General features: G+C 72.8%; 11 protein-coding genes. 2 read left to right on the forward strand and 9 right to left on the reverse strand.

Going from position 1 to position 13,017, the window contains the following annotated elements; genetic code table 11:
- Positions 1-50 precede the first annotated feature (50 nt).
- The 4 genes from IEX22_RS00355 to IEX22_RS00370 form a co-directional block, all read right to left on the reverse strand.
- Positions 51-1,568: an APC family permease gene (locus IEX22_RS00355; protein WP_188664625.1), complete on the reverse strand. Its 1,518-nt coding sequence runs from the start codon at positions 1,566-1,568 to the stop codon at positions 51-53.
- A gap of 135 nt (positions 1,569-1,703) precedes the next feature.
- Complete coding sequence (locus IEX22_RS00360; RefSeq protein WP_188666023.1) at positions 1,704-2,711, reverse strand: AraC-like ligand-binding domain-containing protein; 1,008 nt, start codon at positions 2,709-2,711, stop codon at positions 1,704-1,706.
- A gap of 107 nt (positions 2,712-2,818) precedes the next feature.
- Positions 2,819-3,430: an MBL fold metallo-hydrolase gene (locus IEX22_RS00365; RefSeq protein WP_188664629.1), complete on the reverse strand. Its 612-nt coding sequence runs from the start codon at positions 3,428-3,430 to the stop codon at positions 2,819-2,821.
- Positions 3,431-3,470: 40 nt separating this feature from the next.
- The gene (locus tag IEX22_RS00370; protein WP_188664632.1) at positions 3,471-4,064 is read right to left on the reverse strand and encodes a TetR/AcrR family transcriptional regulator; all 594 of its coding nucleotides are present in this window, start codon (positions 4,062-4,064) and stop codon (positions 3,471-3,473) included.
- 146 nt (positions 4,065-4,210) lie between these two features.
- Between IEX22_RS00370 and IEX22_RS00375 the strand changes: the two genes are divergently transcribed.
- Together IEX22_RS00375 and IEX22_RS00380 are read left to right on the forward strand one after the other, a co-directional pair.
- A complete protein-coding gene (locus tag IEX22_RS00375; RefSeq protein ID WP_188664634.1) occupies positions 4,211-6,157 on the forward strand; it encodes a primary-amine oxidase in 1,947 nt (648 codons plus the stop codon).
- Positions 6,154-6,639, forward strand: coding sequence for a hypothetical protein (locus IEX22_RS00380; protein ID WP_188664637.1), 486 nt, complete (start codon positions 6,154-6,156; stop codon positions 6,637-6,639). The genes IEX22_RS00375 and IEX22_RS00380 overlap by 4 nt, the downstream gene beginning before the upstream one ends.
- Positions 6,640-6,721: 82 nt before the next feature.
- Here the strand turns inward: IEX22_RS00380 and IEX22_RS00385 are convergent, their stop codons facing one another.
- From IEX22_RS00385 to IEX22_RS00405, 5 genes are all read right to left on the reverse strand, one after another.
- Positions 6,722-7,969, reverse strand: a complete 1,248-nt coding sequence (locus IEX22_RS00385; RefSeq protein ID WP_188664640.1) for a M20 metallopeptidase family protein — start codon at positions 7,967-7,969, stop codon at positions 6,722-6,724.
- A 56-nt stretch (positions 7,970-8,025) separates the two neighbouring features.
- Complete coding sequence (locus IEX22_RS00390) at positions 8,026-9,009, reverse strand: ribokinase (protein WP_188664643.1); 984 nt, start codon at positions 9,007-9,009, stop codon at positions 8,026-8,028.
- Positions 9,006-9,980: a uridine-preferring nucleoside hydrolase UriH gene (gene uriH / locus IEX22_RS00395; protein ID WP_188664646.1), complete on the reverse strand. Its 975-nt coding sequence runs from the start codon at positions 9,978-9,980 to the stop codon at positions 9,006-9,008. The genes IEX22_RS00390 and uriH overlap by 4 nt, the downstream gene beginning before the upstream one ends.
- A gap of 31 nt (positions 9,981-10,011) precedes the next feature.
- A complete protein-coding gene (gene uriT, locus IEX22_RS00400; RefSeq protein WP_188664650.1) occupies positions 10,012-11,457 on the reverse strand; it encodes a uridine transporter UriT in 1,446 nt (481 codons plus the stop codon).
- Between the two features lie 307 nt (positions 11,458-11,764).
- Positions 11,765-12,901: an excalibur calcium-binding domain-containing protein gene (locus IEX22_RS00405; RefSeq protein ID WP_188664653.1), complete on the reverse strand. Its 1,137-nt coding sequence runs from the start codon at positions 12,899-12,901 to the stop codon at positions 11,765-11,767.
- Positions 12,902-13,017: the final 116 nt, after the last annotated feature.

Genomic DNA, 13,017 nt, shown 5'->3' on the forward strand with positions numbered 1-13,017 from the left:
GGTGACTTGACGCTCCGTGCACGATCGCCGTGACCGGTACCACAGCGCCATCAGTGACGCTCGGCCGGGACGACGCCGAGGGCGGACGTGTCGTCGTCCAGCGTGCCGCCGCGGCCGATCCCGGCGTAGACCGCCGGGTCGGCGGAACGCAGCCGCCACGCCCACAGCACGCCGACGACGCCGGGCACCACGACGATGGCGGGCAGCAGCCAGCCGAGCACGGTGTCCCCCTGCGCGCCGATCAGCACGGTGAAGTTGGCGACGATCAGGGCGAACACGATGGTCAGGCACACGGCACCGATGACCGGGGCCACCGTGCGGGTCCACACCCCGTACCAGGTCCGGTGCCGGCGGAAGTAGCCGACGACCGCGACCGAGGTGACCGCCATCAGCAGCACCAGCCCGAACGCGCCCATGTTGGTCAGCCAGGTGAATAGCGTCAGCACCGGGTAGAGCGGGCCCAGCTCGCTGCCGGATCCGGCGACGGCGAACACGACCAGCACCACGAGGGCGAGCGCGGACTGGGCCACCGAGCCGGCGACGGGGGCCTGCGTGCGCGGGTTGGTCCGCGCGAGCCGGCCCGGCAGCACGCCCTCGCGCGCCATCGAGAAGAAGTAGCGGGCGACGACGTTGTGGAACGCGACCAGCGCGGCGAACAGGCTGGTGACGAAAAGGACGTTCGCGATGTCGACGGCCCACACCGGCAGGTAGGTGCCGAGGAAGGCGAACACGAGGCCCGGCCCCTGCTCGGCGGAGCGGGCGACCACCGCGCTCGGACCCTCCCCGACCGTCATCGCCCACGCCGAGACGGCGTAGAAGAGGGCGATGACGACGATGGCGATGGTCGTGGCGCGCCGGGCGGTGTGCCGCGGGTCCTTGACCTCCTCGTTGTAGATCGCCCCTGACTCGAAGCCCATGAAGGCGGCGATGCTGAAGGACAGCACGGCCCCGACCCCGGTGGTGAAGAGGGAACCCGGCTCGAACGACTGCAGGCTCACGCCCTCGGGGGCGGCACCGACGGCGATCAGGTCGTAGACGGTGACGACGACGAACTCGAGGGCCACCAGGATGCCGAGCACCCGCGCGGAGAGGTCGACCTTGGTGATGCCGAGCAGCCCGACGACGACCCAGCCGGCCAGCGCGCAGCCCCACCAGGGCAGGTCGGCACCGGTGAGGGACTGCAGCAGGGACGCGAGCGCGTAACCGAACAGTCCGTAGATGCCGACCTGCATCGAGTTGTAGGAGACCAGCGCCACCCAGGCCGAGCCGACGCCGGCCGGCTTGCCGAGTCCCCGGGCCACGTAGGCGTAGAAGGCCCCGGCGTTGTGGATGTGCTGGCTCATGGCCGAGTACCCGACCGAGAAGACGATGAGGACCGCGCCGAGCACGAGGAAGGACAGGGGCACGCCGAGCACCGAGGTCACCGCGAAGTTGCTGGTGACGCCGCCGGCGACGACGGTGAGCGGCGCCGAGGCCGCGATGATCATGAAGACCAGGGCCGGCACCCCGAGGCGCCGGGTACCCAGGTGGGCTTCGTGGACCGGGGCCGCGATGCGGACGTCCGTCATGGTGACCCGCTTTCTGCGTCCGGGAACGGCCGGGCGCGGTGAGATCGTGATGCGTCTCACTCTCGTCCGTCGGGCGGGTGCGGGTCTTGACGTTTCGGGCACGGGTGTTGACGACCCGCGCCTGTCCGGAACGGCTCAGCCGGCGAGCGCGGTGACCGGAACGGAGATCCGCGCGGTGGCCCCCTCCGCGGCGACGCCGTCGTGCGCGGGGTCCTCGCCGTGGCGGCGGTACTGCGCCGGGGAGACGCCGTACGCGGCCCGGAACAGCCGGCTGAAGTGGGAGGCGTCGGGCAGCCCCCAGCGCGCGCCGATCGCGCCGACCGGGACGTCGGCGTGCAGGGGGTCGGCCAGGTCGCGACGGCAGTGCTCGAGCCGGCGTTCGCGGATCCATCCGGCGACGGTGTGGCCGGTGGTGGCGAAGAGCTTGTGCAGCGTGCGGATGGACATGAAGTGGGCGGCCGCGACGGCGCCGGGGTCGAGCGCGGGGTCGGGCAGGTGGACGTCGATGTACTGCTGGACGCGGCGGACCGCGCGGGCGTTCTCGTCCATCCCCTGACCGGCTCGGGAGTAGAACTCGTCGGTGAGCACGGTGCCGACGAGGTCGACGACGTTGAGAGCCAGACGTTCTCCCACCGGCCCCTCGAGCTCGGGCAGCATCGCGGCGATCTGGTTGAGGAACGGGGCGACGGCCCGGCCGAGCCGCTGCCCGGCGTCCATGCGCACCGCCGTGACCTGCCGGACGTCCTCGGCGGCGAGACCGAGCAGCCGGTGCGGGAACATCAGCACCAGGGTCTCGAAGTCACCGTCGAACGTGAGCGTGTAGGGCCGCCGGGTGTCGTAGATGGCCAGGTCGCCGGGCCGGAGCACGGTCTCCCGCCCGTCCTGCAGCAGCAGGCCGTGGCCGTTCAGCTGCAGGTTGAGCTTGTAGCTGCTCGACGGGGCGGCGGCCGCGAGCGCCGGCGTGCGCCGCACGGTGTGGGGTCCGGCCTCGACACGCGTGAGCCCGACGTCGCGCAGCACCCGTCCCCCGAGCCGCCCGGAGAAGGGACCGGGCTGCACGCGTTCGGTCTCCAGCGGGACGAACGAGGAGGAGATGAGGGAGCGCCAGGCGGCGAAGGAGTCGGCGTGCTGGATCTCGTACATGGTCACTTCCGGAACGGTCGGTGCGCCGGTGGCGGCGCTGCGCCCACGGTACGCCGTCGCCGTGACGCCTGTCACGGATTTTCTCCGGTCGTCGAAGAATCCCGCTTTCAGGTGCCGAGCAGGGCGTCCAGCTCGGCCCAGGGATCGCTCAGCTCGGGGCCGTGCGCGAAGAGCAGCCGGCTCCCCCGGAGGCGTCGCAACTCGTGCAGCGTCTGCTCCGCGCGCTCCGGGTGGGTGGTGAAGGGACGCGGTGAACGCCCCAGCCGTCCCCCGACACCGGCAAGTGCGTCTCCCACCAGGAGGGCGTTCTCCTCCTCGTGCAGATAGCTGACGTGGCCGAACGTGTGGCCCGGGGTCGCCACCACGCGCAGGGGACCGACGGTCTGCTGGTCCGTCAACGGGATGACGCCCGCGAGACCCTCGGCCGGGTGGGCCCGGACGGTGGCATGGGAAGCGGCCGAGCGCACGTGGTCCAGGGCGCCGACGTGGTCCGGGTGCGCGTGGGTGATCGCGACATCCGAGACGTCGGACCAGTCGGCGTCGATCGCGCGGAGCGCGTCGTCGAGCGCCACGCCCGCGGCGTCGATGCCGGTGTCGACGAGCACGACGCCCGTCGCGTGCGGCACCAGGAAGGCGCGCACGTCCAGCGACATCGGCTCCGGCCCGAGGACACCCGAGGGGAGCAGGAGGTCCATGATGACGGCGTGGATGGCGGTCACCGGCTCATCCTCCTCCTCGCGATGCCGAGGTGCCAGAGGGTCAGCCGGCGTCGACCACCGCGTCCAGGAGAGCGTCCAGCTGGGCGCTCAGCTCGGTCGGCGCATTGTGGCCACTGCCCAGGACGGCGCTGATCTGGGCGCCGAGGAGGAAGTTGAGCAGGGCTTCCGCTTGCGTGGCCCCGTCGCGCACGGCGTCGTGGCTGCCGGCACGGGCCGTGGTCAGCCAGGCGGCGATCCAGTCCCGCCACTGTTCCATGGCCTCGGCGTTGAGCCGGGCCTGCGCCGGATCGTGCACGGCGCTCTGCCAGAACGGGATGACGACGCGCGCCTCGTCGAGCCGCTCGTCGTCCAGCGGCAGGACCTCGAGGGCGAACGCGCGCAGGGCCGCGAGCCCGTCCAGTCCCGCGGTGGCGGCAGCCACCCGCTCATTCGTGCGGGCGAACACGTACCGATAGGTGGCCTCGATGAGGTGGGACTTGGTCGGGAAGTACGGCTTGAGAGCGCCGTTCGCGAAGCCGGCCGCGGTGGCGACCTCGCGCAGCGTGGCGCCCTCGAGGCCGCGCCGGGCGATGATCCGCCAGGTCGCCTCGACCAGGTGCGTGCGCCGGGCGTCGTGGTCGACGACCTTGGGCATCGGCCCCTCCTCCGTGCTGTTCGCCGGTCCCGTCGAATCTACGCGACCCCTTGCGCACCCCGGGACACCCGCTTATTCTCTACAACCATAGAAAAAAGATGCGGCGTGGATCACACCCACCGCTCCCTCCCGACGAAGGCCCTCCCATGACCGAGACCCGCCAGCACGCCACCGCCCCGCGCCGACCGGACACCGCACCTGCCACCGGCGGGCAGTACCGGCTGATCAGCGCCGAGGAGATCGCGCGCGCCCGCGAGATCCTCGCCGACGCCGGCCACCTGCCCGACACCGCACGCGTCGCCTACCTCGGCCTCATCGACCCCGCACGCGGCACCGCGGCAACGACTCCCGACCGCCGGTTCCGCGTGTTCCTGCTCGATACCGCCGGGGCCCGACCGAAGGACGTGCGCCTCTCGACCACCCGCGGGACCATCGACGACGTCGTCGAGCTGGACACCGCCGTCACCGGCGAGCTGCCCGTGCTCGAGGAGGAGTTCGAGGTGGTCGAACAGATCCTCGCCACCCACCCGGACTGGCTGGCCGCCCTGGCGAAGCGGGACCTCGACGTCGCGCAGGTCCGGGTCGCGCCCCTCTCGGCCGGCGTCTTCGAGTACCCGGAGGAGAAGGGCCGGCGCATCCTGCGCGGCCTCGCGTTCGTCCAGGAGCACGAGCAGGACTCCGCCTGGGCGCACCCGGTCGACGGCCTCGTCGCCTACGTCGACGTCGCCGCGAAGACCGTCGACGCGGTGCTCGACTTCGGCGCCGTGCCGATCCCCGCCGAGCACGGCAACTACACCGACCCGGAGCTGACCGGTCCCGTGCGCACCACGCAGAAGCCCATCGAGATCACCCAGCCCGAGGGGCCGAGCTTCACGGTCACCGACGGCAACCACGTCGAGTGGGAGAAGTGGAGCCTGGACATCGGGTTCGACGTGCGCGAGGGCATCGTCCTGCACAACATCGGCTTCCAGGACGGGGACCGGGTCCGGTCGATCCTGCGGCGGGCGTCCATCGCCGAGATGGTGGTCCCCTACGGCGACCCGGCGCCCACCCGCTCGTGGCAGAACTACTTCGACACCGGCGAGTACCTCGTCGGACAGTTCGCCAACTCGCTCGAGCTCGGCTGCGACTGCCTCGGCGAGATCCACTACCTCTCCCCGGTGGTCGCCGGCGCCGACGGGCAGCCCCGCGAGATCCGCAACGGCATCTGCCTGCACGAGGAGGACGCCTCGATCCTCGCCAAGCACACCGACCTGTGGAGCGGCATCGCCTACACGCGGCGCAACCGGCGGCTCGTCATCTCCTTCTTCACCACGGTCGGCAACTACGACTACGGCTTCTACTGGTACCTCTACCTGGACGGCACCATCGAGTTCGAGGCGAAGGCCACCGGTGTCGTCTTCACCAGCGCCTACCCGGGTGAGGGCTACCCCTACGCGTCCGAGCTGGCGCCGGGCCTGGGCGCGCCGTTCCACCAGCACCTGTTCGGGGCGCGGCTGGACTTCGCGCTCGACGACGGGCCGAGCCAGGTGCTCGAGGAGGATGCCGTCCGCGTGCCCACCGGGCCGGACAACCTGCGCGGCAACGCCTTCACCCGGAAGCGCACCGTGCTGGCTCGCGAGTCCGAGGCCGGCCGGGACGCGGCGCCCGGCGTCGGCCGGTCCTGGGTGATCACCAACCCGCAGTCCCGCAACCGGCTCGGCGAGCCGGTCGGCTACAAGCTGCACGCCGAGGGCAACCCGACGCTGCTGGCCGACGACGGGTCCTCCATCAGCAAGCGTGCCGCCTTCACGACGAAAGCGCTGTGGGTGACCCGGTACGACGAGGACGAGCACTACCCCACGGGCGACTTCGTCAACCAGCACGCCGGCGGGGGCGGCATCCCGACGTGGATCGAGGCCGACCGGGACATCGACACCCAGGACGTCGTCGTCTGGCACACGTTCGGGCTGACCCACTTCCCGCGGGTCGAGGACTGGCCGATCATGCCGGTGGACACCGTCGGGTTCACGCTCCGGCCCGAGGGGTTCTTCGACCGGTCGCCGGTGCTGGACGTGCCGGCGCCGTCGTCCGACGGCCACTGCCACCGGTGACGCTCTCGCTCTTCCCGGCCCGGCGGCGGGTCCTGGCGGTGAGCTCGGCGGCGTCCGTCACGCCCGCGCGGCGTGTGGAGGTCCTCCGGGCCGTCGTCGTCCGGCGTGGTGCCGCTGCGCTGGTGGCGCTCGGCGTCCCCGCCCACGTCGCGCTGCTGGCGACGCACGGGCACGACGTCGGCGTCGGCGTGGTCCTCGCCGTGATGACCGCCGCGTGTGCCGAGTGCGCCGTGAAGGTGTGGCGCAGGCCGGACCGCCGAGCGCTCGGCGCCGTGATCGGAATGAGCCTGGCGATGGCGGTCCTCCACGTCGCCCTGGCGCTGGGCCCCCTCGCCGGCCACCATGCCGGTGCGGGGGCCGGCGTCGCCGAGCTCCACGGTCACGGCGTCGGCACCCACCGCCCCGCCGCGATGCTCGCGGTCGCCGCCCTGGACATCGGCGCTGCCTGGGTCGCCGCCCTCGCCCAGCGCGTCTCCCGCTGAGTCAGCGGGTCTCGCCCGAAGGACGGGCTCTTCGAGCAGCGTGTTCGGGCACAACCCGCTGACTCACGCGTGCGCTGAGGCCTCAGCGGGTGCCGGCGGCGATCCGGTCGATGGCCAACCGTGCGTAGAGCGCCGCCCCGTCGGCGAGCACGGCGTCGTCGAAGGTGGCCCGTGGCGAGTGGTTGAACGCGGCCGTCTCGTGATCGACGCCCTCGGGCACCGCCGAGAGGAACAGGAACGCCCCGGGGACCGCGGCGAGGACACGAGAGAAGTCCTCGGAGCCGGCGAGCGGGTGCGGCATGGCGGCATAGCGGCGGTCGCCGAGCAGTTCCGTGACGACGCCGCGCGCGAAGTCGGCCTCGGCGGGGTCGTTGACCGTCACCGGGTACTCGTCGTGGTACTCGACGGTCGCGGACAGTCCGTGCGCCTCGGCGATGCCGCGCACGAGGCGCGGCACGATCTCGGCGAGCCGGGCTCGGGCGTCGTCGGAGAAGGACCGCAGCGTCGCCTCGATCCGCGCGTCGTCCGGGATGATGTTCCGCTTCGTGCCGGCGTGCAGCGAGCCGACGGTGATCACCACGGGGTCGAACACGTCGAACCGGCGCGTCACCAGGGTCTGCAGTGCGGTGACGATCTCCGCGGCCGCCGTCACGGGATCCTTCGCCTTGAACGGCATCGAGCCGTGGCCACCGACGCCGTGCACGGTGACGTCCAGCCCGGCGGACCCGCTCATCATGGTGCCGGGCCGGGAGAACACGACGCCGGTCGGGGCGAGTGCGCTGGCCACGTGCATCCCGAACGCGGCATCGGGCCGGCGGCCGGCGGCGTCGAGCACGCCCTCGCGCAGCATCACGCCGGCCCCGTCGAACCCCTCCTCCCCCGGCTGGAACATGAGCACGACGTCGCCGGCGAGGCGGTCGCGGCGGGCGGCGAGCAGGGTCGCGGCGCCGGCGAGCATCGCGGTGTGCAGGTCGTGGCCGCAGGCGTGCATCACGCCTGCGGCCGCGGAGGTGAAGGGCTGGCCGGTCTCCTCCTGCACGGGCAGGGCGTCCATGTCGCCGCGCAACAGCACCACCGGCCGGTTCGACGAGCCGGCGTCGGCGGAGCCCTGACCGCGCAGCACCGCCGTGACCGAGGTGGTGTCGGTGCCGGTGCTGACCTCGTAGCCCAGACCGTCCAGCCAGCCGAGCACCTTCTCCTGCGTGCGTGGCAGCTCCAGCCCGACCTCCGGTTCCCGGTGCAGGCGGTGGCGCAGGTCGGTGATGTCGGGATGCAGCGCCCGTGCGTCGTCGAGCAGGGACGCGGTCAGATCGGCGGAGGAGGGGTTCATGGTGCCCTTTCGGATCCGGGAACGGTCGGTGTCCCGACCCTACTGCGATCCGCGGGTCAGACGTCCGGGAGCGTGTCCGCGGCCCACGGGTAGGAGGGCTGGGCTCCGGCCGCCCGGCAGGCGAACGCCCCGACGCGGGCCGCCACCCGGGCGGCGTCGAGCAGGTCGTCCCCGCGAGCCAGCCCCATGGCCAGGGCGCCGACGAACGCGTCGCCCGCCCCGGTGGTGTCGACCGCGTCGATCGTCGGTGCCAGCACGGGGACGATGGTGTCCGCCTGGGTCACCAGGGCGCCGGCGCCGCCGAGCGTCATCACCACGGACCGCACCCCGGTGTCCCGGAGCCGCTGCACGACCTGCGCCGCCTCGAGGTCCCGGTGGCCGCGGTCGCCGGGCGCACCGCTGGGCGGGTCGAGCTGGTCCAGCAGCTGCACACCCTCGTGCTCGTTGACGACGAGCGGATCGGCCGCGCGCACGATGTCGAGGTCGACGTCCTCAGGCACCGGCGCGGTGTTGAAGATCAGCCGGCCGGTGCACAGCCGGGCGGCGCGTTCGATGCCGTCCAGGGGGATCTCGCCCTGAATCACGACGATCGCGGCGGACCGGACGACGTCGGCGGCGGCGTCGACCATCGCGGCGTCGACCGCCGCGTTGGCGCCGGGAACGACGACGATGCTGTTCTCCCCGGCGCGGTCGACCTCGACGACGGCCAGGCCGGTGGGCCCCTCCACCGCGGCGACCGTGCTCAGGTCGACGCCGGCGTCGTCGAGCAGGGCGAGCGCCTGCTCCGCGAGGCTGTCACGCCCGACGGCGCCGACGAGGCGGACGGCGGCGCCGAGCCGGGCCGCGGCCACGGCCTGGTTCGCGCCCTTGCCGCCGGAGGAGACGGATCCGCCGGTCCCGAGGACGGTCTCCCCGGGGTTCGGGTGGCGGTCGACGCGGACGAACAGGTCGGCGTTGATGGAGCCGACCACGGCGATCACGGCGCGATCGTCGGCGGCGGCATCGGCGGGCGTTCCGGCAGGACTCGGGGTGGCATTCATCGGGTTGCTCCCAGGGTGGAGGGGGTGGGGGTCGGCCGGGAGACGGCCGCGATGGCGTCGACGACCAGGGTCCAGAACCGCTCCCGGTCCAGGTCCACGGCCACCTGCGTGGTGCAGTCGGCCGGCGCGGGGGCACGGAAGTCGGCCACGGTCATGCCCACGGTGAGTTCACCGCGCAGCTCGACGTCCAGCGGCACCTTCCGGGTCGTCATCACGTCGGGGTCGATGAGGTAGGCGACGGTGCACGGGTCGTGCACGGGCGGGTCGTCGAAGCCCTGGTTGTCGCGGTAGGCCTGCCGGAAGAACGCCATCAGGCCGAGCACCACGTCGGCGCAGTCCGAACCGATCGCGCGGATCCGCTCCTCGACGTCGGCGGTGACGAGCGCCTGGTGGGTCAGGTCGAGGCCGACCATCGTGAGCGGCCACGGCTCGTTGACCACGATGTGGGCGGCCTCGGGGTCGACGATGATGTTGAACTCGGCGACGGCGCTCCAGTTCCCGGTGTGGTACCCGCCGCCCATCAGCACGACCTCCTGGACCCGCTCGGCGATGCGGGGCTCCTTCCGCACCGCCATCGCGATGTTGGTCAGGGGCCCCGTGGGGACGAGCGTGACCGTGCCGGGATCGCGGGACATCACGGTCTCGATGATGAAGTCGACCGCGTGCTGCTCCTGCACGGCGACGGTCGGCACGGGCAGCTCGACGCCGTCGAGCCCGGACTCCCCGTGGATGCCCGGGGCGACCTCGAGCGCCCGGACCAGGGGGCGCACGCAACCGGCGTACACCGGCACGTCCTCGCGTCCGCAGACGGCCAACATGCTCTGGGCGTTGCGGGTGACCTTCGCGAGGGTCTGGTTGCCGCCGATGGTGGTGATGCCGAGCAGGTCGATGCGCGGGTCACCGAGCGCGAGGATCATGGCCACGGCGTCGTCGTGCCCGGGGTCGCAGTCCAGGATGATCGTGCGGGCCATACGGCGTGTCCTCTCGTCGCGGGTGAACGGCTCAGTGGGCAGTGGGACCGGCGCCCTCGATCCGCGCAGCGACGGCGGACGGGTCCGGGCGGGGGATGAGGACGGAGACGGCCAGGGCGAGCAGGACCAGGATCCCGCCGGTCACGATACCGGCGGTGTAGCCGGCCCCGGCCCCCGAACCGGTGGCCACGAGGGTGTCGACGGCGAACAGGACGGCGAAGCTGATGCCCGCGCCGAGGTTGAAGGCACCGGCGTTCAGACCGGGCAGGTACCCGGGGTTGTCCTCCGGGCTGAGGACGATGCCCAGGCCGTTGAGCATGATGTTCGACACACCGGCATAGGTGATGCCGATGAAGATCGAGACGAACAGCAGCAGGCCGGGCGACGGGGCCGCGGCCGTGACGACGGCGACGCCCACCCCGACGACGGTGCCGATCAGCCCGATCTGCAGCACCCGCTTGTAGCCGAAGGAGCCGGCCAGGCGGCCGGCGACCGGCCCGATGACGAGCCCGGCGAGGGCATACGGCGTCAGGGTCACCCAGGAGACCACGTCGGCGGGGATGCCGGGGCCGGCCGAGGGATCCTGTGCGAGGTTGGGGATCAGCCCGTTCATGATGGCGAAGACCCCGGTCATCGTGAGCAGGGTGGTCGAGAGCAGGGCCCACGTGCGGCGCTGCTTCAGGTACCGGGTGCTGACCAGGGGGTGCTCCGCCCGATCCTCGATGCGCCAGAACACGGCGAACGCGGCGGCCGCGACGAGGAGCAGCACGATCACGAGGAGCCAGTTCGCCGTCGCGAGGTCCCCCGCCTGGTTGAACGCGACCAGGGCGCACCCGATCGCGACGACGAGCGGCGCCACGCCCTTCCAGTCCATCGGCGGGGTCTCGACGGCGGTGGACTCGACGGTCGCGCCGCGGACGGCGACGACCGCGATCGCGCAGATCACCGCCATCACCCAGAAGATCGACCGGAACCCGAAGGTGCCCGCGAGCCAGCCGCCGGCGAGGGCGTCCACCCCGGCGATGCCGCCGTTGACGGCCGTCAGGACGCCGAGCAGGGTGGCGTAGCGCTTCTGATCCGGTACCTGCACGCGCAGCATGATGAGGCAGATCGGCACCACCGGCCCCGCCACGCCCTGGATGATGCGGCCGACGAAGAGGACGCCGACGCTGGGCGCCAGGGCGGAGACCACGCAGCCGATGCCTGTGACCAGCAGCATGAGGGACAGCACCCGGCGGCGGCCGATCAGGTCGCCCCAGCGGGGCAGGAAGAGGGAGAAGAGGGCCGCGGCGGTGAAGAACGCCGTCTGGCTCAGCCCGATCTGCGCCGTGGTGGCGTCGAGCTCCCGTTCCATGGTCGCGAGGGCGGGTGAGAGCATCGACGCGTTGAGCTGGAAGGCGAAGACGGCGACGAGGAGGGCGACGACGAGCCCGGTGACGTTGGTGCGCTCGACGGCGGTGGTCGACGGGTCGGACATACTGCACCTCCCGGGGTCGTCCCGCGGAACCAGCCTACGTCCGGGCACCGACAACGGCGACGGATGGGTCGGGCGGCGCCCTCGAGTCGCCGGCCGGCGAGCACGTCGCGGGCCCGGATCACGCCGAGTGGACGGACGACGTCACCATCCGACCCGCACCACCACATCACCCGCCCACTCGACGACCCCACCACGCCGAGTGGACGGACGACGTCACCACCCGACCCGCACCACCACATCACCCACCCGCACCACCACATCACCCGCCCACTCGACGACCCCACCACGCCGAGTGACCGGCAGCGCCTCACTCGCAGGCGATGCCGTCGTCGTCGCCGTCCATGGCGGACCGGTAGCCCGGCTCGCCCCGGTGCAGCGGCGCGACCCCGGCGGCGCGGGCGGCCGAGCAGTTGGGGTAGTACACCGAGCCCGGGTCCGCCGGTGCGGGTGGAGGTGCAGTTGCCGGTGCCGGGGCCGGGGCGGACGGCGCCGCCGTCGCCCGCGCCGCCGTCGGCTGGTCGGGGCACGCCGCGAGCACGCGGGCCACGGCGTCTCGTTCGGCGGCCGTGATCCAGAGCCGATAGACGGACTTGACCGTGATCTGCCGGGCCACGTAGGCGCACCGGTAGCCCCTGGCGGCCGGCAGCCAGGTCGCCGCGTCGCCGTCGCCCTTCTGCGTGTTGGCGGCGCGGGTGGTGGCCTGCAGGTTGAGCGGGTCGTTGGCGAACTCGAGCCGCCGTGCGTCGGTGAGCTGCTGCCCACCCTTCTGCCAGGCGTCTGAGAGCGCCACGACGTGGTCGATCTGGACGAGCTCGCTCGTGCCCTGCCCGCGGACGAAGCCGACGGTGGCACCGGTGTAGGGGTCGGCGAGCGTGCCGGAGGACACGCGGCATCGGCCCGCATTCGCGTAGGCCACGCCGGTCAGCTGCGCGGCGAGGATGTCGTTGCGGGTGTCACAGCCGTTGCGGTCGGTATCGGACCAGGCCGGACCGAACCGGTCCCGGCGGTATCCCGTCTTCGGAGCGCGGCCCTTGACCGGCAGGGTGGCGAGCAGCGCGCGGGCGGAACCGGCCGCGGGCTTCGCCGTCGTCGGGGCGGCGGATGGGGCGGGCGTCGCGGGTGGGGGGACCACGGGCGCCGTGGACGGGCGGGGCGTCACCGGCGTCGCGGTGCCGCCGAGCGTCGCCGTGCCGTGACCGGCCGGGGCACTGGACGACCGGGCGGCGGACGACGCCGACGTGGACGTGGTGTCGAGCGGGGCGAGTCCCGGCGACGCGCCATCGGCGCACCCGGCGACGGCACCCGCCAGCAGGAGCGTGACGACGACGCCGAAGGGACGGATCCTGACCGGGCGGGGTCGCGGCGGCCCCGACGACGGCGACAGCGCCACGGTCGCTGAGCCGACGCCACGGCGGGCGCGGCCGAGCCCGGACGGGACGTGCATGACGAGGACCCCCAGCGGTGGAAAGAGACGTGCCGATCCTACGGCTGACGTGGGCGGTGGCCGGACGGGCCGCGCCGGTTCGGCCGCGGGCCGATGATCCCGGCGGTACGCTGCCG

It is taken from the genome of Tersicoccus solisilvae (genome assembly GCF_014643255.1).
Taxonomy (GTDB): domain Bacteria; phylum Actinomycetota; class Actinomycetes; order Actinomycetales; family Micrococcaceae; genus Tersicoccus; species Tersicoccus solisilvae.